This is a genomic window from Paenisporosarcina indica (assembly GCF_001939075.1).
Lineage (GTDB): Bacteria > Bacillota > Bacilli > Bacillales_A > Planococcaceae > Paenisporosarcina > Paenisporosarcina indica.
In genome coordinates, this window is the sequence record NZ_MPTA01000002.1 from 359,919 (window position 1) to 384,488 (window position 24,570).

The following is a 24,570-nucleotide window of genomic DNA, read 5'->3' on the forward strand; positions in this document are numbered from 1 at the left end:
TCTTTTTTCTTATTAATAGAAATAGGTAAGGCTTTGAAGTTATCGCCCCTTTCCCCCTCCTTCACACCGTACTTGCGGCTTTCTCCGCATACGTCGTTCCAACTAATCCAATTCTATTTCATCATCAAAACTATTAATTTCAAATGAACTTCAGTGTCTCAATTCTTTCGTTTCAATAAGTCGTGCCATCCATTGGAAGGTGAACCTCTTTTAGTCTTACGAGAACCTAATTAACCGATAAAGATTTACAGGTATCAAAAGCTTTCTGTAACGTTTTTTGAATGTCATCTTGCTTTTTCAATGTACCGTTAAGTATAAATGAATAAGGAGTGGCGTTAACATTTAACTGTCAACGCCACTCCTTATTCATTGCACGATCAAGCTGTTACTTTATTCAAGGCAAAAATAATTCCTGCGTGAATTCCTTCATGCCAGACCGCAAATTGCATGACTGCTTCTATGGTTGCCATTTCATGAAATTTTCCTATATTCATTGCCTCAGGAAGTTTTTGATCCATTTTCCCAGCCAAAACTTCCATTACTCTAGTTGGTTGATTGGCAAGTGCTGCCAAAAGTTCCTCTTTCGTCGGTGGTTCCACTGTCCAATCTGCTGGCTTAGTGCCCCCTTTAAATAAAGGAATCCACTCTGGGTGAACGGGTTCATACGAAGGGATTACATTTTGAATAAATGACTCCATAGATGTGAAGATATGCCCTACATTCCAACGAATGGTGTTGCTGAATCCTTCAGGTTGGAAATCCCACTGCTCATCTTGTACGGGTTGTAAACGACCTTGAGTATACATACGTGTAAATTTTAATTGATTTAAAGTTTCCATTTATCGACACCTCTTTAACATTAATGAAGTTAAGCGTAGCTGAATTTCCATCAAAAGGATACAAGAGTTTCTGATTGTGTGTTACGTAAGTCTACAATTACAACGTGAAGTGCAATTATTCCTACGTCGAGGTCTATAATTACAACGTGAATCCCCAAAATTACAACGTAAACCATCATAATTACAACTGAGCCATCGCTCACCTCCTACCTGCCCACAAAAAAACGGCAAACCCAAGTTATTCTTGGGATTGCCGTCTAACTCTTCAACCTATTAAGGTCTGAATGGACTGTCACCTGGTTTGGTGTTGTTCCAGTTATCATGAGCATCTTTGTTAAATGATGATTTTGTTTCTTCATCATATGGGTGAATTTCGTCAGGTGTAGGTGTGTTATATCCTTCATCGACAGGCTTCACAACAGGATCAACCTTTACTTCATCCACATGAGCTGTATTTCCGTATAAGCCTTTTTCTGTTTTTTTGTTGTTTTTAAAAGTTTCTTTTACTGTGTCTTTCATCGTTTCTTTTTCTTGGTTCAAATTCTCTTTTGACACTTCCGCTTCTTCTAGACTCTTTTCCATTTTAGTTAGATAGCGAGAGGCATGGTCGCGTCCACCTAGTCCGAATGCTAAACCGAATGCCAGTGCCACTCCGCCTAGGATTAAGATAAATGCTGCATTAATGATTGAATGAGCAATCCCTAATTGGTCGAGAGCCATAAAGAATGCAAATGCTAGAATCGCATATTTAGCAACATAGCGCAATACATGAGGCGTGCCTGATGAATGTCTCATCACGCTGCCTACCACTTGCTCAGCTAAATTTGCTAACCAGAAACCGACAGCCAAAATGATAATTGCTGCAATGACTGATGGTAAATAAGCAAAGATTGCCGTTCCTAGTGTTACCATAAATTCTAGTTCCAGTAATTGTAGAGCTTCCACAACGAACAATAAAATGATGACAACTTGCACCACTGTCCCTAGTAAATTCGCTACAGTTGGGGCTGAGCCTGTTTCAGATTTGAAGCCCATTTTCCCGAAAATCGAATTGACACCCAATTTCTCTAAAAGGGAAACGACGATTTTCTTCACCCATTTAGCTGCTACAATTCCGATTAATACAAGCGCGATAGCTACAGCAATTTTCGGTAACATTGCTAAAATATCATTCAGCATTCCAATCGCTGGACCAGAAATCCCATCTAAATCCAAGATCTCCAGTGCAGTAATTGATACAGGAATCATAATTAAGATAAACGCAATGATCCCTACTACTTTCGAAATACTTGAGCCTTCAAAGAATGTTGACAAGTTAAAACGTTCAGCTAAGCGATCGGCACCAGCTGATTGCAAGAACTTCTCTAGTAAGTTACGTACTAGTTTTGCAACAAACCACCCTATAAAGAAGACCACCGCTGCAGATACTAACTTCGGAATGAAGTTAAAGAAACTTGCAAGCATTCCTTCAAAAGGACCGCTTAAACCATCAATGCCAAGTGCATTTAGAACTGCTGGAATGAACAATAAGAAGATTAAGTAATATGCAACATTTGCTGCCGTATCTGTCCATTTGGCTTGTTCCGCGGGATTTGGATCCATGCCCGTTTTAGCTACATATTTATTAAGGTTGAGCTTGTGTCCAGCCATTTGAATCAGCTTTTTGACGACTGTTGCCAATACCCATGCAAATAATAGAATCAATCCCGCTTTCAAAATATTCAAGAAAGCTCCTGTTAAACCTGAGTACATTGATACGAACGGTGCCGCCATCGAATTCAAGTTTAAAATATTAAAGAATAGTACAAATGCTAGAATTAAGACTACAAAAAAGACGACCTTACTTATAATTTTTTCAACCGTCCATTTTTCGTTTTTGTTTCCTAAACGTTCATTTACTCTCGATTTTCGTAACATCTTGTACGTAAGGTTTTCCAAGAACTTTGCTACAAAAAATCCAATTAATAAGACCAACAATGCAAGTAAAAGTTCTGGTAAGAAGGAGAGCGAATCTCTCCAATAGTAATCATCCATCATAGCGTATCCTCCTGTGAATTCATAATCAGTTATAAATCTGATTTACCCTTCACATTTCTTTTTAAACGCTTTACTCGCTTGTTGATCACCGTAAATGATGAGAACATCCTGTGTTTTCAACTCTTCGTCAGCTGCAGGGTTCGTGATTAAATCCTCTCCTCTTCGAATTCCAAGGACCGTCACGCCCATTTCTTTGCGAATGGCTGCCTTCTCTAAAGTCATTCCTATAAATTCACATGATTCTCCTAAGGTTACTTCTTCTAACGATTGTTTCTTTTCTTTCGTATGAATGAGCAAATTCACCAAGTTTGTCCCTTCCGGATGCAATACCGAACTGACTAATTCACGACCACCTATAGTAGACGGATTCACTACATTGCTAGCTCCGGCTCGAAGTAAAACATCTTCGGACCCCCTACTTTCCGCACGTGAAACGACCTCGATTTTTTCGTTTAATGCTTTTGCTTTAATGGTGATAAACACATTATCAGAATCGCTGGACATAGCGGCAATTAATCCTTTTGCATGTTTAATATTGGCTTCGATCAATACTTTTTCACTTAATGCATTGCCAACAATTTGCAGTGTGCCCTTTTCGAGATAATCTAGCATTTCTTCCTCAGAATCATGTATATAGACAGCAGGGATTTCCTCTTCTTTCAGCTGCTCATAAACTTGTTGTCCAACCCGTCCCAAACCACATACAATGATATGATTTTCTAAGTTTTTAATGGCATGTTCCATTCGTTTATTCCACACCTTTACGGATAATTGATGTTCAATGAAGTATGAAGCGACTGCTCCCATTGCATAAGTTACAACCGCAACACCTAATGGGATGATGATTAATGCAAAACGTTTTCCGGCATCGGTTTCGGGTACGAGATCTCCATAACCTACTGTCATCAAAGAAATGATTGTTAAATAAAACGCGTCAAATAGTTCAATATTTTCAAAGCTCATAAATCCAGCAGTGGCTGCAACGACTAAAAAGAATAACCCAATAACTGCAAATAAGATATGGCGAAATCGTGTTCTTATATTCATCCATTTGGAAGTATTCATTTCTCCACCTGCTTATTTTTATTCGTTCTGCTAGTATTTACCCGATTGGAATCCTTTTTACACGGCGTACGTCTATTTAGTGAGGTGGTAAATTTATGAAGAAATGGTCGATACTCTTTCCTATAATTTGTATTGCGATCTTGCTGTGGATTGAACAAGGGCTGGAAGTATCCTACATGTGGAAAACAGCTGCAAAAGTACTTTTATTTTTTGCTATCCCCTTCTTTTTCTTGAAAGCAACAACATTCCAATTTTTACACGTAAAGAAAATACAGAAAAAGAGCATGATGTTAGCACTTGGATTAGGTATCGTGATTATCCTGACCATTTTAGGTGCATTTATTTTGCTCATGGACTCCATTGATCTAAACGCTTTGCAACTAGACCTGGAAACTCGAGTCGGAGTCACTGCTTCTGTATTTCCTTTTGTCGCGCTTTACATATTGTTTGGTAATTCTTTTCTCGAGGAATATTTCTTTAGGGGTTTACTCGTGGAATTATTGAGAGGATCCAAGCTTAAATGGTTCCTTCCGAGCTTCTTTTTTGCGATCTATCATGTCGCTATTTTCCTTCCATGGTTTGAATGGCCGATTTTAGTATTAGCTGTTTTTGGTTTATGGATTGGTGGTCTTATCTTTCAATGGCTCAATGAAAAAAGTGGAACGATTTTCCCATCATGGATCATCCATATGTGTGCCGATATCGGCGTTCTGCTAATTGGCGTATATATGTTTTATTTATAAAACTACACAAAAAATGTGAAGGGAAATTTCCCCTTCACATTTTTACATTGTTTTTATTGTTACTGTCACTTTAAATAAGTCTCCATCTACTTCGATTCGCATCGATCCTCCATGCAAATCAACAATCGATTGTGCAATGGCTATCCCTAATCCTGAGCCATCTGTGTGACGAGAAGTATCGGCACGTTTGAAACGTTCAAATAACTCATCCACATTTTCACCAAGTTCATATTTCGTTATATTTTTAACCGTAAATTCGGCAAATCCATTTGTCTCTTTCAATGTTACATAAACACGAGTGCCTGAAAGTGTGTATTTAACTGCATTCACAATTAAGTTATCCAAAACTCTCCACCATCTTTGTCCATCGACATAAGCGTGTAAAGAAGTTTCTGGCGTCGACACACGGAAATCCAATTCTGATTTTTGAATTTCTTCTTGGTGTTCTGCTAAAGCTTGTTGCATCAGTTGCGTTAGATCCACACGTTGTTTGTGTAATTCCAAGTTGCCACTTGCCATTTTCGATACTTCAAATAAATCTTCGATTAACGTTTTTAATCGCTGAGATTTCCGATCTAAGACTCCTACATAAGACATGCGATCTTCTTCAGATAGAGCAGGTTTTTTCAGTAAATCCGTATACGTAATAATTGAAGTTAATGGTGTGCGTAAGTCATGGCTAACATTCGTAATCAGTTCCGTTTTCAAACGTTCACTCTTCGCTTGCTCCGATTGAGACATGCGAACCCCCTCACGCAGTGTATTCAAGTGTTTTGCATGGGCTGCTAAAACAGATTTCCCTCGAATAACTACATCTTCCACAAACTGTCCTTTTGCCATTTTCTCCGTTGCAATCGCCAGTTTGTTATAATCGGCAAGTCGTTTAAACAGTGTATACATCGTAGGCAGTACTACAATAACAAATAACGGAGCGTACACTAGGATTAGCATTGGTTGCAGGATTACCCCACCAAAACCTAGCCCTGCTAAAAATATTATTCCCAATAATGCTACGATTTGCTTTCCTAGCGAACGATTTGCAAACGCATCTTGCATTGTACCTATCAATTTCCGAATCATGCTATCTTCCCATAGTTGTATATGCCTCTCATCTTTAACATCTTTAATAAACCAAATACATTGTGCGATAGTGAAGATGGTAAAAGCCATGAAAAAGATGACTAGAAATACGATATCTCCAAAGTAGTTTCCACCAATGCTTTGAGGATTTGCTAAATAATAGGTCAATTGATCATGCGTAATGAGCATTCCAATCAATGTGATGAATATTCCTGTTAAACGACCTTCCAGCTTTAGTTGGTTAATCCATTGAATTGTTGGAAAATGTACAATTTCCTGTCTTTTTGTTTTAAACAACCAAAAAGCTGCACCCGCTGCTAATAATCCAAAAATCCATATCCCAATAAAGATTCCCTTGCTTCTCTCATAATGATTAAACCCTAAAAGATGTTCGCTATATTTTGCACTCTTAGGCATTGTGATTGTTCCCTCATATTCCGCAAATTCGAATCCAATCATGTCGCTGATATCATTGGAAGAGAGTATTTGAAGTTCCTCATTTTCAAAGGATGAGTGACTTGGACTAATTGCTAAAATAGGTAGATAGCCATTATGTTTATTGTACGTTTTTTTGTAAATAGACGGCTCATCTACATCTCCATATGTAAACCGTTCTTTTGTTTCAAGATTAACTAAATCGTAAGCAAATGAATTACGTTCTTCTTTAGCTCCTGACTCTGCTTTTGATACTTGTGCATCGTATTTACGCAAAATGTCTTCCTTGGCTGTCAAGATTTTCTCTCGAACTACTTTATCATCTGCGAAATTTGCACGTATGGCATCAATCTTACCATCCCGCTCTTTTTCAAGTTCCTCTTTTAGCACATCGTTGTTATTAATTTCAGCATCATTGATTAATTCTAAATATTGATTTTGGACTGACCTAATTTGATCTACTTGAGAACCATAATAGGTACGGTAATTTTCTATCTCCATGTCGCTTACTGTCAGTTGCTTAATCGATTCGTCTACATCTAAACGATTGATTAGAATAGGGCCAAATTCTTCAATTTTATTATCAAAAGTCCAGTGAAAGTCTTCTGTTTCATAAAAAGAACCCCCAAGATATTTTGGAGCATACGATGCAAATGTGCTCACAGCAAATAATGCCACACTAATAAGGGCGAAAAAGACCCATGTTAATTTTTTCATCTCTTACGCTCCTCCTTTTAAGATTCGTGTCAATTGCACGACTGTTCGATTGGACTTCAAAAATCCTTGTTCAAACAGATGTTGGATAAAGTTAAAGCAATACATCAAACTCAGCATCGCAATGGCGAGTGCGACAATGGATAACCAGTTGGCTGCTCTACTTTTCGATTTTGTATCCAATGCCCCACACCACCTTAAGATATCTTGGATTTTTAGGATCAATTTCTATTTTCTCGCGGATTTTACGAATGTGAACTGCGACAATATTTTCTGCATTATAAGCAGGTACATTCCACACACGTTCATAAATATCGCTGATTGAAAACACGCGACCTGCATTCGTCATCAGTAATTCAGTGATTTTGTATTCGATGGGTGTTAATTTGATAGACTCCCCAAGAAATTTCACTTCTTTCGATTCCATATCGAGTTCAAGACCATCGATTTCGATTGTGGCTTTTTGTTCTTGGAATGTGCCGAGGTGAACGTATCGACGCAATTGAGATTTCACGCGGGCGATCAGTTCCATTGGATGGAATGGTTTTGTGACATAGTCATCTGCCCCAACAGACAATCCGTGGATTTTATCCGAGTCCTCTGATTTGGCACTTAACATGATGATGGGTATATTTCGCTCTGTACGTATTTTAAATGTAGTCGAAATGCCATCCATATTCGGCATCATGATATCTAAAATGATTAAATGAACTTCATTTGTTTCAAGTATGGTGATTGCTTCTTGACCATCTGATGCTTTTAATACACGATAGCCTTCGTTTTTTAGATAGATTTCGATCCCATCTCTGATGTCTTGGTCATCGTCAGTTACGAGTATTGTTAATTGTGTCATCCGTTGCACCTCTTTCCTACCTCTTATGATACCAATTGTACCTGCTAATTCTTAATAAACTCCAAGGATAAAAATGAAGAATTTCTTAAGAAGCCGTTTTATTTTCTTGTATTCAAAAATGGTAATCGTAATCTACACGCTGTCTTATCTATGAATTCTGACACTTGGGGGGTTATTTTATAAACGTTAATCTCATTTTAAAAAGGGGGATTTATAGGGGGCACCGTTCTGAATAATGGGGGACGTGGGGGTTAATAAAAATACCGGACAGGTACAACTAGTTATTAGAAGGAACTCTACACAAATGGAAATGATTCCTCAATAAAAAACAAGCACAATCACAACTCACTGTGGTTGGGCTTGTTCATTACCCTCATTTGCGATATAAAAAATGACGATTGCATAAGTAATTGCACCACCCATTCCCAATATTTGATCAATAACATTTGCTAGGATAATCGCCCCAAATACTAACAACAAGCGAAGAAATGACAATCTCAATGAGGTTGTCATATTTTTTAAATTTTTCTCCTTCACCTAATATGTCAACTAATGGTTGAACTGTTGGTTAATTAATAAGTTCGAACAATGATAACTGGTTTGCCACATTTACATTTCTGTTTTTTTTCGATGTCTTCAAACTTTTCGACGATGCCCTCCTCTTCTAATCTACGGATAAAACGTTCTCTGGTCATAACTCCGAAAATATTAAATTCATTTTTTATATGTTGGACATTGCACACTTTTGTTGCGACGACATAGGATTTCACTTCTTGATAGTAATCTTCGAATGATTTACTCAACGCCGTTCACTCTCGTTGTTACGATCACTCTGTATCAGTCATCTGTTGGTTGAACTGCGACTTACGCTATTAATACTCTGTAATGATGACTAGCTGATTTTCTGTGTAAGGTGACCGTTGCTTGTAGTTCGTCACCATAATCCAATACAGACACATCAAAACTTCCGTGTTTCTTTTCAAGCACATCGAAAACTTTATTAAATGTAGTCTCTTCTTGCCAATCTATGTCTTCAATCTCACTACCTGCACCAATCGCTTGAATTTCAAAATCGTTAGTTTCATCTAATTTTTTATCACCATCTTTTAAAAATTTCGCCATCATATAATTCCACTTCTCCCTTCACCTTTTGTTGTCATCTGCTTAGCTGTACACCTATTAATTAATTTCCTTTTCTAACATCAATAATATTGCCATTACCAACGAGATTAAGAAACTTCTAAACGAAGTGGGAGCATGTGAACTTCGTCACATTACTCCCACTTCGTTTAGATCGAGATGCAGTGTGGTGCTTTCCACAGCTCATGGAAAGCTAAGTCAAAAGATTTCCACATTCATTCAATTTCACTTCGAACGTTTTCGCCCACTAAACGTTAATACAAGAATTCCACCAAGTAAGAGCAATATGCCCACCCATGATACAGGACTTAACACTTCTCCAACCCAAAACACACTCAAAACGGCAGCTGTTAATGGCTCTCCTAAAGATAGGGTAACGGCGGATGATGAAGGAACTTTATGTAAACCTTTTAAATAAAGTATGTATGCTACACTTGTTGTCAATAAACCTAAATATAAAACGATGGAAATACTTGAAGGATCGACAATCCAGGTATTGTCAAAGCTCAATATAAAAGGCATTAACATCAGTGCACTCATGGAAAACGTCATGGCTACTGCAGGAATGGCTTCCACTTTTGTCAGCACTGCTTTCGTCACAATCGTATAGATCGCAAAGACTAAACCTGCAATTAACGAAAACGTAACACCTATCGGATTAACGGTTAATGCATCTTTATTTAAAAACAATAAACTGCATCCGATGACAGACATTGCTGTTGCCATAGCCCAAGAACGGGAAGGTCTCATTTTCAAAAACAACCATTCAATCAATCCTGAAAATACTGGGGCACTCCCAATCGCCACTACTGTTCCGATTGCGATACCAGTCAGACGAACCGAAGTGAAAAATAAGGGCTGGAAGATGGCCATGCATATGGCAGCTACAACTGTCGCTTTCCAAGGCCAGGTTCGGAAATTGATTTTCTTCATCAAGATCATCACCAATAATAGAGAAAAGCCACCTACTGCTGAGCGTGCTGCTGCAATCGTTAATGGTTGTGCACTATCTGGCAATAATGTGGTTGCCGTTCCAGTCGTCCCCCATAACACAGCCGCTAGTAACACAAGGAAATAAGGGATTACTGTTTTCATAAAGTCACCTCTAGTTGTCATTGACTGTACCTTACCATATTTTGCACATATTGAGATATGAAATTTTGTCATTTATACTAAAATTAAAAGGAGCGTGTTTCCTATGTACTTAACAATAGAAGAAACTGCCGTGTATTTATCCATGCCTGAACACCAAGTACGCAATTACGTTCTGGAAGGTCGAATCAAAGCAGTTCATGATGGCGACCAATTTTTAATTAATCAATCACAATTTGAGCGTCATTTAGAACAAGTAGAAGATGTAAAAAGACAAATTGATGAGTGGCGTAATACACCAATCCCAGAAGATATCGATGTAAAAGACGAAGATTGATAGAAAAGCTGAAAGTACCGTTCTAGCTCGACTCCGGTGCTGGAAGGAAGAAAGGCGAATCACACAAACATGGTAAAAGTGATTTGGGGATTTGCACAATCATCGATTGCGGTTATCTGACTGTCATCTGGAGGTTTGGATGCCTTGCAGAATATGCTCATTGTTGCTACATTCCCGTTCTCCTTTATTATGATACTTTCACTGTATAAATCATTGTCTCAAGAAGTAAAAGACACGAAAGTTAAAAGGCAAACATCAAAAAAACCGTGCATCAAGCTGCTCGGTTTTTTATTCTTAATAACATTTTACTGGATTATCAAAGTTGGTCGCTTTGATTGCCTTACAATGGAAAGAGGGATTGTCCTGACTCTGGTGTTTATGCGACAATTATCCGCAGAAGCAATTTCGCATTTCCAATGCTCCCCAGAAACCTGATTGAAAATTGGTTTTCACTCTTTCAATACATAAATTTCACATAATCCAGTGAGGGACCATATCCTTTTTGAGGGATTTTTGAAGAAAATGATTTTAGATAGGTTCCATCTGTTACGGTTTCAAAGTCTGAGTCTGCTTTGACCTCGACACGCCATGTCGAATTCGAAAGGACGACTTCCACACTGGCATGGTTAGCTTTATTTGCCTCAATTGTGGATTGTACCGCATGGTATAAGCGCCCACTGAGTCCTGAATCACTGAATTTATCCTTCATTACACTTTTAAATTGAGGGTGCTTGTTCATTTTTTCTGGAATAATTGAATTATAGGCTTTAATATAGGCGAGTTGCAGATCTTCACCCTGCCCCATTAATTCTTCCACTTTTTCATCAATCTGATCTTGAATCGTTTTTCCACCGTCCAATACTTTTTGGGCAGCGGACTTCGTCAAATCACTGTCAAAATCCTCAATTCCTTCTTGAGTTGTTTCCAACAAAACGATGGTCCCAGCAAATGCGGCTTGTTGTGTGGCCGTTGCGGTTTGTTCTTTGACTAAGTATACTTTGGTGATATTCACCACGATCACAAAAATCACTGCTGAAATACCCAGAATCCAAATGAGATAAAAGGCAGAATTACCTCGTTCATTTTTCAAATACTTCATGGTACAAACACCTTACCTGATGCTTGCGAGTTTAATGAGACGGAGGTTTGCTTTTTCCATTCGGCAGGTACAAATACAAGTGGATGTTGCGCGCTAACCGTTAATGTAAAAGAGCCACTTCCCTGCGGAGTAACTGAAATGCTTGCTCCTGTTAATAGCAAACTGCCACCAATGGATTGCTGCATGGCTGCCTGTGCCTCGTTCGCATTTTCAGTCATAGCATAAACCGAAGCTGCATCATTTGCTGCAGATTTCAGACTTAACACGGCATAACCGGAAGCAACCACTTGCCAAAGCAATAGGAAAAATAGGAAATAGAAAGGCAATATCCCTAAAAACTCAATACTCAATGCGCCTTTTTCATTCCTGATAGCTTTTATGCCTTTCATCAAAACACCTCTTATCTCTCATAGTTCTCTTTCTCGCAATTCTATTATTTTTACTGACGTGACTAGCATCGAATACTCCCATACCAATTAAAAGTAACCAAAAATAGATAGACGAATATAACCTCTTAAATACAGGTGACAGAACAAAGTATGCTATCCCTATTAACATTTACTATCATCTTGCCGCTTATTAAATTGAAGGTAATAAATAAAAGGTAATGCTATGGCAACAGCTGGAGTAATGAATAATCGATTTCTAATAATGGGTCTGAGTTTTGATTTGCAACATACTGAGCTTTCTCTCTCTTCGTGCCATACTTTAAGACTTCGCTAGACGATCCACTTCTGTTTTCGATAATAGAAACATGGGTGCCAGTACAATAAATAATACGCCTACTAGATAAAATAAAATGGACACACCAGTATTTTCAGGTGCTTCTTTCGTCTGCATCATGGCAATCAATACAAGTGCTGCGAAAACTAATATAACCACATAAACGGATGCAATTTTCATAAGATTTTTATTATTTCTATTGACGAAACCTACTGTGGTTTTTTTCTTTAAAACATGTGCTGCGATAATGATAACGACGGTAGCTAAAGCCATTAGCCAGAAATAGATTGTTCCGCTCAATAATTTGAGCAAAGGAATTACTGCAAAAAGCACAATCCCCATCAACATGATGTAAACCTGAAATGAATAGTATTTAACCGTATCATTTTTGTATTTCTGCCAAACTCCAAATTGTATGCCCACTATTAATAAAAGAATAATGCTATTAATAATTAGCCATTTCACAACCGTTTCTTCTGGCATGAAACTGGATGGCAACATTACGCAAATTAGTAAAAAGACGGTCATCTTGATACGACTATCCGCAACTGTTTCTGATGATTCATTCGGTATGTTTTTTTGCATCATGAGCCTCCAATCTTAAGTAGTCTGTAACTTATGTTCTTTGTTTACTTTGAATTGGATGTAGAAAAGATTGAATAAAGTCAACAGAATACGATTGAATCTGATGTCAGTTTTCGATTCTAGTGTTTCTGCTAAACGAAATGATGAATAATTCAGAAGTCCAATAAAGAAAAAGGTGAAAATTGTATCAAAGGATTCTATGACTAGAAATCCATAATCAGTGAAGATAAAAGCCCTCAGAATATTCAATAGGAGAAACATAAATAAACCCAACGCAAAAAACTTCCACCATCCAAAAGGAATATAATTTTTCTCCGATAGTTGTCGAATATCATCTTTTCTTTTCAACCACCAAACACTCATATAGAAACCGAGTGAAAAAAAACTAAGAAGAATCATCACGAATAAATTAGTTTTTTTCAAAGGTTGGCTCACATTCAAACTCATTTTGTTCTTCATTTTCTCACCCCAATCCGGTTTTAGTGGTTTCAGTTCGATATCTTAAGCTTAAATATATATAAATTACTGGCAGAGAAAAAGTATTCAATATTCCACGAAGTACCATATAGCCATAAATATTATTTTCATAGTTATGTAAAACATACATCATAAGAGCCCAGACTAATAAATTAATTGAAACGACGATGATCAAATCAATAAAGATTACAATATTTTCGTCCATTATTTTAGTGAATGTTTTTTTCACCATACTCTTCAAGCCTTGTTCATCCGTAAAGTATGGAAGAACCATCAAAAAGATCAGAATCACTGCAGTAGGAATAAAGAACATCCACATACTATAAATCGCTGCTAAATAAAGTAGAATGGTCAACATCAATAAAGGCCCGAATTGTTTAATGAAAAAAAGAATTCCCTCTTTCAAGGTCATTTTTTCATCTTCTTTGTCACGTAAGACAAGTTTTAAAAATGGAGGGGCACAAATGATAAAGTTTATGAGCATAAGCAGTCCAGCAAAATAGGTAGGTGTTGATAATGCGTCGATTTCATACGACATCATTGCCGCAAAGTAACCTGCCATTGTAATCGGGAAAATGATTAACACTGATAATAATAGAATCAATATTAAATGACGGCTATAGATGTCTACCATTTCTCGGATCATGCGGGGACCCTACTTTCTTTCTTACTTATTATGAATTTTGTTGAGAAAGCAAAAACCATTGAAACAATTACTGCCCATGACATACTGCTATTGATCCCGGTAGGATCGGCAAATATCAGGACATTGAAAATATAATAGGAGAAAAGAATATTCAATAGAGACATTGTTATAGCTCCTAGATAGGCAGAAATATAAGGTGTGTCCGGTAACCAGAAGACCGATAAAACCCCAATTGTTCCATATGTAATCAAAAGTTGTAGTGTAATAAAAACATGATATCCATCAAAATTTAGAAGTCCCATTAGTATGGATAAGAAAAATGTACTGATTATTGCAATTCCCAACATTTGAAGAAATTTCTTTGTTTGAAACATCCCTATCGCCTGCCTTCAATTTATTGATAGTGGAAGCCACCAACAACGACTCCCACCATCAACTATTAATATTATCCAAATAAGGATCCGACTAAATTGGTACCTGCATTCCAAATACCTTTGGCCGCGTGAACTGCACCATCGTAAACTGCTTTTACACCGTCACGCACGAATTTCTTGACAGCCTTTCCTGCATTTGTATTCATCAGTAGCGTTGCACCTGCACCCACTAGCAAGCCAACACCTGCTCCAACCAAAGTTCCTACGATTGGGATCGGAATGGCTGTTCCAACAATAGCACCAGCTGCCATACTGCCGGCTACTGAAGATAGTGCAGTTATTCCAACACCTACAGCAACGTCGGTCGTAATATCAGCTGCAAAGTCGGTGGAAGCATACCCAATACTTGAGTTTTTTCCTATTCCCGAATAATCAATGATACTATTGGCAGAGCTCAGTAAGACATTGACTGGTCCATTGAGTTTGCCCCAGTTTTTGAGTTTCCAAAATGCACTTGTTTTCACATTAATTGCGTCATCGACACTCGATTTTGCTGCTGCTTTAGCCAATTCCCAACGAGATAAATTCGTTGCACCCGGTGCCGCTATTTTTCTGGATTTATTAAATGCATCGATTTTCGCCTGACTTACTTGTCGTGCCCCAATCCCAAGTTTCTTAGTCTCACCATTTACCTTGTATTCTTTGAAGTTCTGATAATAGTGATTCAAAATTGGGTTTTTGACATTGGCTTTCCCTTTAACTGCAATATTGCCTTGTAATCTACCTGATTCAATGGTTTTAAAATCAAATCCGGCATTCCATGCAACCAGTGGACCAATTACCTTGTCTCCAAAACCGAACCAATATGTTTTTACATCTCGAAGGCTACCAGTAATAGTACCCCAGATCCCTCTTCCATCATCAGTACCTTTGAACAACGCTTCCATATTCGTAGGTCCAGCTACTTCCCCAGTACCAGATTCACCCTGACTTCCTGATCCAGAGGAGCCACCCGATCCCGCTCCATCTTGACCTCCACCACCGGTTGAACCACCTGTTCCGGTTCCGCCTGAGCCACTAGTACCACCGTTTCCACTGGAACCGCCTGAACCTGTGCCACCTTGACCACCGTCAATGGTAGAGCCATTCGGACCTGTTCCTCCTGTGCCAGCTTGTCCACCGTCAATGGTAGAGCCATTCGGACCTGTTCCTCCTGTGCCAGCTTGTCCACCGTCAATGGTAGAACCATTCGGACCTGTTCCTCCTGTGCCTGCTTGTCCACCGTCAATGGCAGAACCATTTGGACCCGTTCCTCCTGTGCCAGCTTGTCCACCATCAATGGCAGAACCGTTCGCACCCGTTCCTCCTGTGCCTGCTGAACCACCGTCAGTTGTTCCTCCATTTGGACCTTGTCCACCACTTATCGCTGTTCCCGTTTGTAACCAATTAAATGGGTAGCTAACATAGTTCGGCGTTATAAATAATCCAGTAGTGGTTGGCGACCCATAGATTATCGGTTGACCAGACATTGAAGGTATGCCGTTCGAGCCAGGTTGCCCAGGCAAGTAAGACTGTCCTTGAGCACCGAAATCACCAGGTGCAATAAATTGTCCCCCCGGAAATGGACTTCCTCCTGTTATGGCTGAACCCGGTGTGATTGCTTTCCCTGGAGTAAAGTTTGCCAATATGACTGATGGTCCCGCGGTCCAAAACAATAGAAAAGAAATCATGCTAACGGCAAAAAACTTTTTAAAAATCGTCTTTTTCATACGTACACCTCCTGCTTATGGGGTTACATTTTGGCTGTATTCCTGTTCAAGGGTTTCTATGGCTTCGGCGTAATTCTTGTCGTTCAATACCTCTAATTCTTTTTTGAGCTTATCGTATTCCTGCTCGATCCATAAATGATAGTCCACATTTTTCTGGATTAAGTAATCATGGCTTTCCTGAGACATTTTCTCATGTTCTTGCAATAAGTAAGTTAATGTAAAGCCTACTTGTTGTCTTTCATCTACATACTTTTTGAATTCCTTTGAATGGTAACCGAAAATATCCAAGTAATTATTCGTTTGTTCCAGTCCAAGATTTCCTTCTTGTGAGGTCTTCCACTGTTTCCACTTCTCTGCTACTTTTTTTGCTTGGTCTAACTGATTTTGAAGACCTTGTGCATTTTGTACGTCCTGATAAGAACCTTTTGTCGCTTCAGCTACCGCTCTTAACTGTTGTTGGCCTTCACTGTCTACATTAAATCCGATTACATTGACAATCGGTGTAATATCCGAATTGTACAGATTTTCTGCAGCTCCAACTGGATCATCATCACATGTCGAAATACCGTCACTTACCAAATAGACGATATTGGTATTTTTATCTCCCTTAAAGGAGGACAAATCTTTTTGCGCTTCGTTCAAAGCTAACTGAATGGGCGTCCATCCTGCTGGCACGGCCTTGGTTAATGCTTGCGTGAACGTTGCTGAGTTGTACTTACCAATCGGGTAAATCAGTTCGCTACTGCCACAAGAAAGTGCCTTGTCTGCTGAAGAGCCTGTACCCTCTTGCCCGTAAATGCGCAGACCAACGTTCGCGTTTTCAGGAAGTCCTTGCACAAAGTTGGTAATCGCTGATTTTGCAGCTTCCATTTGAGTCTGGTTGCCGAGACTTTTCCCCATACTTCCGGAAGCATCGAGAATCACCATCACATTTAAGTTTTCTTTGAATTGCATGCGTGGATCTTCTACATCTGGACTGCCTATCGATTGGAACTTCAACTGATTGATTAGATCCTCTGGTCCTTCAAAGTCTTGTTGATAGACTGATAGAAGATGACTATAATAGGCGTCCAGATCTTCTTCACTTGGATTCCCGGAAATATCCGGCAAGTCTTTCGTTAATTCATCAATTTTCTTTTGATCCTCTTTATCAATGGTCGCCAAGTAACCTGTATATCCAGGTGTACGTAAAGCCAATTCATTTAAGGTTCTTGGCAGAGGCACTGCTTCCTCTTTTTCCTCTTCTTTTGGTTCAGATGGATTCTCTTGCTCAGGAGTTACAGTAGTTGGCTTTTCTTCTTTTGTCTGTTCTTTTGGTGGTTCTTCTGCATGTGGTCTTGCTTGCTGTTCATCACTACACCCATAAAGAGTCATTATGAGTAAGCCTGGAATCATGAAATGTTTCCAATTCATTCTCTTACCGCCCCTCTTGATGTCTGAATTACGAGTGTATTAGCCTACCATTCCGCTGATTTTTGAAATAATACTGCTGATCAAATTACCAATTGCTCCTGATTGTCCACTCACTGCCGTTGAAATGATCCCTAAAACTAAAATCAATAATGCTGCTAGTCCCAACCACTCAAGTGATTGTGCACCTTTTTCGTTTTTCACAGGTACCACGATATTCATCATTGCGTTCATAAGTAAGTTTTTCATTTTGTTTTCTCTCCCTCGAGTTGTTTTTTTATTGGAATAAATCAAAAATACCCTTGTTTTCGTTGAATATATTTATTATCATCAAGCCTCCGATTAATACAAGCGAAGACGGCAGTATCATGAATGTCGTAACAAGTGTTACTTTCGGTGAAGCTTTTGCAGCCTTCTCTTTTATCATTTCTTTTTTTAACTTTCGCATTTCTTCGGCTTGTTGTTTAAACGTATCAGCAATCGGTACACCCAATCGTTCGCCTTGAATCAAGGACTTGATTAATATTTGAAACTCTTTTGAATCATTGCGGACCAGCAAAGTACGATAGGCTTCTGATCTTTGAACCCCTACGCTGATCTCCTGAATAAAGCGTCCGAACTCTTCTTTCACCGGACCATCAAAGTATGGCACGATGTCACGTATAGCTTGATCCATCGCTACACCAGCTTGCAATGTAACGCTCATCGTATCGAGAAAGTCCGGTAAACGATAAGAAATTTCCTCCTGCCGTTTTTTTGCTTTTGAACGAATCCACATAATGGCACTCATGTAACCGAAAATCGGGAGCAGGATGATCATAAATTGTGAAAATGGCAGAAGTAGAATTAGAGATACTCCCCCCACAAAGAAACCGACAATCGATAAGAATATCTTTAATCCTTGGAATCGCTCCACGGTTAATTCATATGGATATCCTGCCTGAAGCAACCACTTCTTCACATCATCGTTTTCACTGAAAAAGTTTATGCGTTGCCCCAGGTCAGCAAAGTCATCGGCAAACTGAAATGTCTTGGCGACCAGCTTTTCCTTACGTGTGACCTTCCGGTAAAATGCATCATAGACAAACAGTGATTCGACGACCTGTTCTTTTATTGCTTTACGTTCACGCCAGTAAACATAGGAAGAGCGAAGGGCAATACCGACAAATACGATAAACATCAGTACCGCCAAGGCGATAATTCCATCCATTACATCACACCCTTATATTCGTGATTTTTCGTACAACCACAAATGTTAATATGGTTCCGGTTAAGAAGAATGCTAATAAGATAATGCCTATTCCGGTAAAGAGTGGATCCAAAAATCCTTCAATAATGTTATTCATCATGAGGACAAGGAAAATAGGAATGACAGGCACTATATACGAAATGTAACGTTGTTCTGCTGTCATAGTTTTGATTTCCTGCTTCAAAAGCTTTCGCTCTTCCAATGTCTGACTCATTTCGTCCAGGACAGCGTATAAGTTACCCCCTGCCTTTTTTTGGATGAGCATCGTTGCGGTGAATAATTGGAACTCTTTGTCTTCCACTCGTTTTTCCATACTACGAATCGCAGCATTAAAATCAATACCTAGTGAAAGTTCGTGTGCCAATCTTTTAAACTCTGATTTTGCAGGTTCCGAAATTTCCTGTGAAACAAGCTGTATGCCTTGATTGAGTGTCATACCAGATCGTGTTGAATTGGCTAAAATACGACAGATTTCAGGTAGTTGCTCCACCAGCATTTGCTTCTTCTTGTTCTTTCGAGCCATGAACAGTACGCGACGAGCACCTTCAATAATCAATAGAGCTATGATGAGTCCAGTTAACAAATTTAAATTAAAGAAAGTTTGCAGGCCAATCACTAATCCCATGTATGCAACAATGAGTGCTCCTATAAATTCTGAAGGTGTAAAGCTGATATTTGCATCTATCAGTTTGTGTTCCAATAGTTTTGCAGATTCAGTTTGGTCATATTTTGTTCCAATAACGACCAAGACACTCTTTCTACGTTCACCATCTCTATAAAATTGCTGAACATTTTTACGCCATTCTCTTTTTTCCTTGCGGTATCCTAAATGAAAGTAGAAAGCAATAACTACAACGAGAATGGTTGACATTGCTAAAATCGCTTCAGTCATACTGCAGCACCCCGCTTCTCGGGCTGGAATAAAGATTCATCCATTTCAATGCCGAACACACGAATTCGTTCCAGGCACTGCGGAACTTCACCTGTTGGCGTAAAATGACCTTCTACATCCCCATCTTTCGTTAATCCCGTCCGTTGAAACTTGAAAATCTCAACTATCCGGTGTTTGCCATCATTTTTCTGCACTTCCGAAATGGAGACAATTTTACGTGTTCCATCCGTCAAACGAGTCGCTTGGACAATAATATCCAACGCACCGACAATATATTCTCGAATAACCGTAGACGGCAAATCCATTCCTGCCATGATGACCATCGATTCGACACGACGTAGTGCATCATCGGCATTATTGGCATGGACTGTGGTTATCGATCCTTCATGACCAGTATTCATGGCCTGCAGCATATCGAATGCTTCGCCACTTCGAACTTCCCCGACGATGATACGATCAGGTCTCATTCGCAGAGCATTTCGCACTAAATTTCGAATGCTTACTTCCCCTTTCCCTTCAACGTTTGCGGGTCGCGCCTCCATACCTACGACGTTTGGTCGGTCAAGACGTAATTCCGCGGAATCTTCTATAGTAATTACTCGTTCCCCAATAGGAATCGCGGCTGCTATGACATTCAACAAAGTCGTTTTACCTGAACCAGTTCCCCCACTGATGAGCGTATTTAACTTGGCACGAACAATGCCATCCAGGAACTTCGCCATATCTTCATTTAAAGAATTGAACTCCAGTAAGTCCTCCACTTTAAATGGATCTGCCCTGAACTTACGAATGGACACCAAAGTTCCAGATAGACTGACAGGTGATATAACGGCATTGACACGACTTCCATCAGGCAATCTGGCATCCACCATCGGGGAACTCTCATCGATTCGTCGACCAAGTGGAGCTACAATGCGGTCCACGATATGTCGTACATGCTCGTCGTTCCTGAAAGAAATTTGAACTTCCTGTAGTTTCCCTCTTCTTTCCACATATACTTCCTGAAATCCATTAATAAGAATTTCCGTGATATCAGGGTCGTTAATAAGTGGTTCCAAGGGACCAAACCCTACGGACTCATCCAGGATTCTAGTAATCAGAAGCTCTTTATCGTGTCTAGAAATAATTACTTTTTCTTCAGACATGAAGGTCGAAACATATTGCTCTATACGTAACCGCATCTCGCCGGAGGAGAGCTGCGTTAAAGCTTCCAAGTTCGTATCTCGTAATAAACGGGCTTTGTAGTGTTCGACTAATTCATCGACGAGGTGATTTTCGTATTCGTAAGAGGTTGGCTTTTTCTGCACAAGCTTCTCTTTTCTTTTTTCAAACAGTGAGCTCATCCCTCTTCACCTCCTATTGCTTTAGTACATCTCGTGCGAATTTTCGAATATCTTTTGCAAATGGAATCAATTTCCGTTCTTTTTGGATTTTACGAATTGGCATTCCTTTGTTTATGAATGGTTGTAAACCTTTGATGTCTCTGCGAATTGAAGCCGCTATTGGAAACCTCAATACATTTTTCAAATCGTTTTGTTGAACTTCGTTTTCTTTCGCCAGTTCATTCATTACGATTTCCATTCGGTTTGCCAAATGAATACCCAGTCGAGCGCTTAATGACTCAAATTGTTTTAGCGTTTTTAATGCTGGTGTTTCAGGTGCCAGTATGTAATAAATCTTGTCTGATTCTTCTAAAGCAGCTACGACCTGCGCATTGATGTGACTCGGCAAATCGATTAAAACGTAATCAAACGATCGTCGGCAAGTCCGAACCAACTTCGCGATGAATATTTCATCAATTGATTCCGCAATTTCAGCATCACACGGACTGATCAATATCTCCAATTTTGAATCTACCTGTGTCTCTGATACGTTTCTAATATGACTTTCGTTCAATTCTTCAACTACCGGCATTAAGTCGGCCATTGATCGATTGGATTCAATGGAAAAGACACTTTCAATCCCACCGTACTGTGTGTTCAGATCAATCAAGATGACTTCTGCTGTTGATTCAAGCTTCAGTGTTTGCGCAACAGACGATGCAATCAACGTACGTCCACTTCCACCTTTCCCACTATAGAACGAGAAGATTTTCCCTCGATTGCGGCCGTATGTAACCGCTGCTTCTTCCATAGAATTCTTTTTATTTTCGTAATTTTTAACGATTGTTGGAAATCTGCTGGCAAACAAACTTGCTTCATCTGGGAAAACAAAGAATTCATCTGCTCCAGAACGGATAATCGATCGAAGCAAAGTGAAATCCGAAGCATTTGCAACGAATAACAATAGACATGCTGGGTTAACCAGCCGTATGGATTGAACTACCTCGACAGACGCATCCGTTTCAAATTGGGAGACTATGACAATATCACGTGTTTCCCGATTCATTTCCCGGATAGCATCTGAATAATTCACAGTGGTCACATGACTTGAAAAGCTCTCGGCAATTGTTTTCAACTGTGCTGTATTTTGTTCCCATTCACTAACAATTAATATATTTATGGATGTTTCCATCATGTCAGCCTCTTTTCCGTCTTACTGTCCACTTCCTGTAGCCGGTGTTCCTTCTTTCGGTGTCTCAGTTGCAGGAGCACTTTCGGTTGGTGTTTTTGCTGCAGGTTTTTCTTTTGCAGGTTTTTCTTCCACTTTAGTTTCTGGCTTTTCTGGCGTTTCGGTTTTTGCTTCCGTTTCATCAGTCGGCACTGCATTTATCCCCACATTGGCTTTTAATATCCGAATGTGGTCGGCATAGTTTTGCATATGTATTAGTTCTGGTGCTTCTTCGGCTGTCACTTCGACTGAAATTCCTGCCATTGAGTCTTCTGTTCCTACGGCGAAACGTACAAGTACATCTTTCATGAATACAGAAGTACTACGCTTACCATTGTTATCCGTTGAAACGACAATATCTACTCGATCAAGTGATTCAATGATTTGGTCGAATCTAATCTTTTCCGTACTTGATAAACTGACCAATCGATTGTTTTCATTTTGTAAAGTCGAAGCTGGTTTTATCATGCTTTGCGTAATCATGTCCCCATTAGCAAGAGGTAAAACTGATACTCGATTTTCTAATTCCTCGAATGATGTAATGTGCGAATCCTTAACAACAAACTTATTGGGTATTTCCATAACGGTTACTTGATTTTTCTTAATCAAGGTCCTAGGATCTATATTTCCTTTTGCTATATAGACTTTCGTCATGGCTCCTAAATCTGAATTCAAGTCTTCCACTTTTTGAAGGACCATGTATCCAGTTGCTGCTGCTAATATAAATGCCAAGATGAAAAATATAGTCGCTCGCCTTTTTGCCTCTAACATTTAACAAACCCTCTTTCCAAAACATGATCAATAATACCTATTAGCATATAATTCTTTCTTTTTCCACAAGGAATACCTATTATTATTTACCATTCCCTTTCCTCTATTGTCAAAGTTTGATTATTTTCCCAACTCCACCTACTAGTTCCCTTGTACCAAGTATATAAACCTATTTACCGACATTATTTTTTACCTACTCTGAATTTGGAGGTATTTCGCAATACTAATATGTTTGAATTAGAGCTAATCATCCCTTTAATAACCACTAATTGGATATTAGCAGGACTAATGATTCTTTATTTTTATCCACCTATTTCCATATATTTCGGCTTCAAGATACTTTATTTCAAAATAATTAACTATAATTCCTCTCTTTCGAGGTTATTGCATAAGAAAAGCGCAAAGCGAGTTCTAGCCCAACGTCGGTGCTGAAATGATGAAAGGCGAAATTCGTGACTTTTTAACCCCATGATGGGACCTGAGGGATTGCGCTTGGAGCTAGACATAAAAAAAGACTGCCACGCTTCTCCGGATAGAGAATTCGTAGCAGTCCATTATTCTTATATGGTTGCATTAATATCTATAAAAGTTGACATTTATTGAGTGTACAAAAACCTAATTTTCCTGCTTTAATCGTAGCCACTTTTTCTCTTCCAGATGAGTCGTAAGGATATGACCCCACTTTTCAAATTCAGTAAGGAATCCATCATGGCCAAATGGTGTGTTCACAATATGAAAATGGCTATCTGGTACATGAGTCGAGAAGGAATGAATCTGGTCGAAAGGATAAATTAAATCATGTGTGAATGCGATCGCAATCAGTTTTGCCCTGTATTGTTTAGAAGCTGCTTCGATTCCATCTCTCCCACGACCGATATCATGCGTATTCATCGCTTTCAATAGTGTCAGATAGCTATTCGCATCAAAACGTTCAGCAAGTTTGATCCCTTGATATTTCAAATAGGATTCAACTTCAAACATGCCATCAAACTTGGTTTTTCTGGCGAATCGTTCTTTATGTAACGCTTCGCTGCGATACGTGACCAATCCGGCCATTCTCGCTGTCTCAAATCCTTTAATATCTGACGTGCTTTCGTAATTCCCATCCTTATAATTAACATCCGACTCGATTGCATGAACACCAATATAGTTAAAGGCAATCCCAGTATCACTTAAATATGGAGTTACTGCTAAAGGGAAAAGTAGATTCATATCATTGGGGTATAGCAACCCCCACTCCAACACACGCATGCCACCAAGTGATCCACCAATGACTGCATGCAAGTTGTCGATACCTAATGCAAGTAAGGCTTTCTTTTCGGCATACACCATATCACGGATTGTAATCTCGGGAAATGAAGAACGATATGGTGCTTTTGTGACTGGATTGATTGACAATGGTCCCGTAGAACCCGAGCACCCACCCAGAGCATTGAAAGTAATGACCTTGAATAAATCTGTATCAATACTTTTTCCAGGTCCAATTAAACCACTCCACCAACCGCTCGATTCGGTTGAACCAATTGCGTATTGAGTACCCGTCAAGGCATGACAGATTAGCACAACTGGAGCATCTTCATCTTCAGGACCAAACGATTCATATGAAAGTTCTGCATCCTCCAGCCATTCATCAGACTCCAAATGAAGTTTACCAATAGAGACACTACCAGTTGCCACTAGATACCCCTCC

27 protein-coding genes are annotated in these 24,570 nt (G+C 39.2%); 2 read left to right on the forward strand and 25 right to left on the reverse strand.

The window, feature by feature from the left end; translation table 11 throughout:
* Positions 1-377: 377 nt before the first annotated feature.
* The 3 genes from GY23_RS07220 to GY23_RS07230 all read right to left on the reverse strand — a co-directional run bounded on the left by GY23_RS07220 (position 378) and on the right by GY23_RS07230 (position 3,941).
* Positions 378-839, reverse strand: coding sequence for a DinB family protein (locus GY23_RS07220; protein WP_075618549.1), 462 nt, complete (start codon positions 837-839; stop codon positions 378-380).
* 273 nt (positions 840-1,112) lie between these two features.
* A complete protein-coding gene (locus tag GY23_RS07225) occupies positions 1,113-2,873 on the reverse strand; it encodes a mechanosensitive ion channel (RefSeq protein ID WP_084544090.1) in 1,761 nt (586 codons plus the stop codon).
* A 45-nt stretch (positions 2,874-2,918) separates the two neighbouring features.
* Positions 2,919-3,941, reverse strand: a complete 1,023-nt coding sequence (locus GY23_RS07230) for a potassium channel family protein (RefSeq protein WP_084544058.1) — start codon at positions 3,939-3,941, stop codon at positions 2,919-2,921.
* Between the two features lie 95 nt (positions 3,942-4,036).
* Between GY23_RS07230 and GY23_RS07235 the strand changes: the two genes are divergently transcribed.
* Positions 4,037-4,684, forward strand: a complete 648-nt coding sequence (locus tag GY23_RS07235; protein ID WP_075618551.1) for a CPBP family intramembrane glutamic endopeptidase — start codon at positions 4,037-4,039, stop codon at positions 4,682-4,684.
* A gap of 42 nt (positions 4,685-4,726) precedes the next feature.
* Here GY23_RS07235 and GY23_RS07240 read toward each other — a convergent pair whose 3' ends face one another.
* From GY23_RS07240 to GY23_RS07265, 7 genes are all read right to left on the reverse strand, one after another.
* Entirely contained in the window at positions 4,727-6,916 is a 2,190-nt protein-coding gene (locus tag GY23_RS07240; protein ID WP_075618552.1) for a sensor histidine kinase, read from the reverse strand.
* 3 nt (positions 6,917-6,919) lie between these two features.
* Positions 6,920-7,096, reverse strand: coding sequence for a hypothetical protein (locus GY23_RS18235; protein WP_161487582.1), 177 nt, complete (start codon positions 7,094-7,096; stop codon positions 6,920-6,922).
* Complete coding sequence (locus GY23_RS07245) at positions 7,074-7,766, reverse strand: response regulator transcription factor (protein WP_075618553.1); 693 nt, start codon at positions 7,764-7,766, stop codon at positions 7,074-7,076. Before GY23_RS07245 ends, GY23_RS18235 begins: the two co-directional genes overlap by 23 nt.
* A gap of 345 nt (positions 7,767-8,111) precedes the next feature.
* Positions 8,112-8,279 (reverse strand): phage holin family protein, encoded by a 168-nt coding sequence (locus GY23_RS07250; RefSeq protein WP_139311086.1) that lies wholly within the window; start codon positions 8,277-8,279, stop codon positions 8,112-8,114.
* 59 nt (positions 8,280-8,338) lie between these two features.
* Entirely contained in the window at positions 8,339-8,569 is a 231-nt protein-coding gene (locus GY23_RS07255) for a hypothetical protein (protein WP_075618554.1), read from the reverse strand.
* Positions 8,570-8,630: 61 nt separating this feature from the next.
* Positions 8,631-8,888, reverse strand: coding sequence for a hypothetical protein (locus GY23_RS07260; RefSeq protein ID WP_161487583.1), 258 nt, complete (start codon positions 8,886-8,888; stop codon positions 8,631-8,633).
* Between the two features lie 243 nt (positions 8,889-9,131).
* Positions 9,132-10,001, reverse strand: a complete 870-nt coding sequence (locus GY23_RS07265; RefSeq protein ID WP_075618556.1) for an EamA family transporter — start codon at positions 9,999-10,001, stop codon at positions 9,132-9,134.
* Positions 10,002-10,104: 103 nt separating this feature from the next.
* Here GY23_RS07265 and GY23_RS07270 point away from each other — a divergent pair, with 103 nt between their 5' ends.
* Complete coding sequence (locus tag GY23_RS07270; RefSeq protein ID WP_075618557.1) at positions 10,105-10,335, forward strand: helix-turn-helix domain-containing protein; 231 nt, start codon at positions 10,105-10,107, stop codon at positions 10,333-10,335.
* Between the two features lie 457 nt (positions 10,336-10,792).
* On the opposite strand, the gene GY23_RS07280 is transcribed toward GY23_RS07270, so the two are convergent.
* From GY23_RS07280 to metX, 15 genes are all read right to left on the reverse strand, one after another.
* On the reverse strand, positions 10,793-11,434 hold the full coding sequence (locus GY23_RS07280; RefSeq protein ID WP_075618559.1) for a hypothetical protein: 642 nt from the start codon (positions 11,432-11,434) through the stop codon (positions 10,793-10,795).
* Entirely contained in the window at positions 11,431-11,823 is a 393-nt protein-coding gene (locus GY23_RS07285; RefSeq protein ID WP_075618560.1) for a hypothetical protein, read from the reverse strand. The genes GY23_RS07280 and GY23_RS07285 overlap by 4 nt, the downstream gene beginning before the upstream one ends.
* Positions 11,824-12,142: 319 nt before the next feature.
* Positions 12,143-12,742, reverse strand: a complete 600-nt coding sequence (locus GY23_RS07290) for a hypothetical protein (protein ID WP_075618561.1) — start codon at positions 12,740-12,742, stop codon at positions 12,143-12,145.
* A 15-nt stretch (positions 12,743-12,757) separates the two neighbouring features.
* Positions 12,758-13,201: a DUF4234 domain-containing protein gene (locus GY23_RS19040; protein WP_075618562.1), complete on the reverse strand. Its 444-nt coding sequence runs from the start codon at positions 13,199-13,201 to the stop codon at positions 12,758-12,760.
* Between the two features lie 4 nt (positions 13,202-13,205).
* Entirely contained in the window at positions 13,206-13,865 is a 660-nt protein-coding gene (locus GY23_RS07300) for a hypothetical protein (RefSeq protein WP_075618563.1), read from the reverse strand.
* Positions 13,862-14,239 carry a hypothetical protein gene (locus tag GY23_RS07305; RefSeq protein WP_075618564.1) on the reverse strand — a complete coding sequence of 126 codons (378 nt, stop codon included), beginning with the start codon at positions 14,237-14,239 and terminating at the stop codon, positions 13,862-13,864. The genes GY23_RS07300 and GY23_RS07305 overlap by 4 nt, the downstream gene beginning before the upstream one ends.
* A 71-nt stretch (positions 14,240-14,310) precedes the next feature.
* Positions 14,311-16,008, reverse strand: coding sequence for a hypothetical protein (locus tag GY23_RS07310; protein ID WP_075618565.1), 1,698 nt, complete (start codon positions 16,006-16,008; stop codon positions 14,311-14,313).
* A 15-nt stretch (positions 16,009-16,023) separates the two neighbouring features.
* The gene (locus GY23_RS07315) at positions 16,024-17,421 is read right to left on the reverse strand and encodes a vWA domain-containing protein (protein ID WP_075618566.1); all 1,398 of its coding nucleotides are present in this window, start codon (positions 17,419-17,421) and stop codon (positions 16,024-16,026) included.
* Positions 17,422-17,460: 39 nt separating this feature from the next.
* On the reverse strand, positions 17,461-17,667 hold the full coding sequence (locus GY23_RS07320; RefSeq protein ID WP_075618567.1) for a hypothetical protein: 207 nt from the start codon (positions 17,665-17,667) through the stop codon (positions 17,461-17,463).
* A gap of 28 nt (positions 17,668-17,695) precedes the next feature.
* Positions 17,696-18,628 carry a type II secretion system F family protein gene (locus GY23_RS07325; protein ID WP_075618568.1) on the reverse strand — a complete coding sequence of 311 codons (933 nt, stop codon included), beginning with the start codon at positions 18,626-18,628 and terminating at the stop codon, positions 17,696-17,698.
* A 4-nt stretch (positions 18,629-18,632) separates the two neighbouring features.
* Positions 18,633-19,559, reverse strand: coding sequence for a type II secretion system F family protein (locus GY23_RS07330; protein ID WP_075618569.1), 927 nt, complete (start codon positions 19,557-19,559; stop codon positions 18,633-18,635).
* Positions 19,556-20,902 carry a TadA family conjugal transfer-associated ATPase gene (locus GY23_RS07335; protein WP_075618570.1) on the reverse strand — a complete coding sequence of 449 codons (1,347 nt, stop codon included), beginning with the start codon at positions 20,900-20,902 and terminating at the stop codon, positions 19,556-19,558. Before GY23_RS07335 ends, GY23_RS07330 begins: the two co-directional genes overlap by 4 nt.
* A 13-nt stretch (positions 20,903-20,915) precedes the next feature.
* The gene (locus tag GY23_RS07340) at positions 20,916-22,073 is read right to left on the reverse strand and encodes a CpaE/TadZ family protein (RefSeq protein ID WP_075618571.1); all 1,158 of its coding nucleotides are present in this window, start codon (positions 22,071-22,073) and stop codon (positions 20,916-20,918) included.
* A 21-nt stretch (positions 22,074-22,094) separates the two neighbouring features.
* Positions 22,095-22,880, reverse strand: a complete 786-nt coding sequence (gene cpaB / locus GY23_RS07345; protein WP_075618572.1) for a Flp pilus assembly protein CpaB — start codon at positions 22,878-22,880, stop codon at positions 22,095-22,097.
* A 615-nt stretch (positions 22,881-23,495) separates the two neighbouring features.
* Positions 23,496-24,557, reverse strand: coding sequence for a homoserine O-acetyltransferase MetX (gene metX / locus GY23_RS07350; RefSeq protein ID WP_075618573.1), 1,062 nt, complete (start codon positions 24,555-24,557; stop codon positions 23,496-23,498).
* Between the last annotated feature and the right edge of the window lie 13 nt (positions 24,558-24,570).

Coding starts and splice junctions, on each gene's coding strand:
- GY23_RS07235 (WP_075618551.1), top strand. CDS start 4,037: ATGAAGAAATGGTCGATACTCTTTCCTATAATTTGTATTGCGATCTTG.
- GY23_RS07260 (WP_161487583.1), bottom strand. CDS start 8,888: ATGGCGAAATTTTTAAAAGATGGTGATAAAAAATTAGATGAAACTAAC.
- GY23_RS07245 (WP_075618553.1), bottom strand. CDS start 7,766: ATGACACAATTAACAATACTCGTAACTGACGATGACCAAGACATCAGA.
- GY23_RS07325 (WP_075618568.1), bottom strand. CDS start 18,628: ATGGATGGAATTATCGCCTTGGCGGTACTGATGTTTATCGTATTTGTC.
- GY23_RS07305 (WP_075618564.1), bottom strand. CDS start 14,239: ATGTTTCAAACAAAGAAATTTCTTCAAATGTTGGGAATTGCAATAATC.
- GY23_RS07220 (WP_075618549.1), bottom strand. CDS start 839: ATGGAAACTTTAAATCAATTAAAATTTACACGTATGTATACTCAAGGT.
- GY23_RS07285 (WP_075618560.1), bottom strand. CDS start 11,823: ATGAAAGGCATAAAAGCTATCAGGAATGAAAAAGGCGCATTGAGTATT.
- GY23_RS07270 (WP_075618557.1), top strand. CDS start 10,105: ATGTACTTAACAATAGAAGAAACTGCCGTGTATTTATCCATGCCTGAA.
- GY23_RS07290 (WP_075618561.1), bottom strand. CDS start 12,742: ATGCAAAAAAACATACCGAATGAATCATCAGAAACAGTTGCGGATAGT.
- GY23_RS07335 (WP_075618570.1), bottom strand. CDS start 20,902: ATGAGCTCACTGTTTGAAAAAAGAAAAGAGAAGCTTGTGCAGAAAAAG.
- GY23_RS07280 (WP_075618559.1), bottom strand. CDS start 11,434: ATGAAGTATTTGAAAAATGAACGAGGTAATTCTGCCTTTTATCTCATT.
- GY23_RS07230 (WP_084544058.1), bottom strand. CDS start 3,941: ATGAATACTTCCAAATGGATGAATATAAGAACACGATTTCGCCATATC.
- GY23_RS07310 (WP_075618565.1), bottom strand. CDS start 16,008: ATGAAAAAGACGATTTTTAAAAAGTTTTTTGCCGTTAGCATGATTTCT.
- GY23_RS19040 (WP_075618562.1), bottom strand. CDS start 13,201: ATGAAGAACAAAATGAGTTTGAATGTGAGCCAACCTTTGAAAAAAACT.
- cpaB (WP_075618572.1), bottom strand. CDS start 22,880: ATGTTAGAGGCAAAAAGGCGAGCGACTATATTTTTCATCTTGGCATTT.
- GY23_RS07265 (WP_075618556.1), bottom strand. CDS start 10,001: ATGAAAACAGTAATCCCTTATTTCCTTGTGTTACTAGCGGCTGTGTTA.
- GY23_RS07240 (WP_075618552.1), bottom strand. CDS start 6,916: ATGAAAAAATTAACATGGGTCTTTTTCGCCCTTATTAGTGTGGCATTA.
- GY23_RS07330 (WP_075618569.1), bottom strand. CDS start 19,559: ATGACTGAAGCGATTTTAGCAATGTCAACCATTCTCGTTGTAGTTATT.
- GY23_RS07340 (WP_075618571.1), bottom strand. CDS start 22,073: ATGGAAACATCCATAAATATATTAATTGTTAGTGAATGGGAACAAAAT.
- GY23_RS07300 (WP_075618563.1), bottom strand. CDS start 13,865: ATGATCCGAGAAATGGTAGACATCTATAGCCGTCATTTAATATTGATT.
- GY23_RS07250 (WP_139311086.1), bottom strand. CDS start 8,279: ATGACAACCTCATTGAGATTGTCATTTCTTCGCTTGTTGTTAGTATTT.
- GY23_RS07315 (WP_075618566.1), bottom strand. CDS start 17,421: ATGAATTGGAAACATTTCATGATTCCAGGCTTACTCATAATGACTCTT.
- GY23_RS07225 (WP_084544090.1), bottom strand. CDS start 2,873: ATGGATGATTACTATTGGAGAGATTCGCTCTCCTTCTTACCAGAACTT.
- GY23_RS07320 (WP_075618567.1), bottom strand. CDS start 17,667: ATGAAAAACTTACTTATGAACGCAATGATGAATATCGTGGTACCTGTG.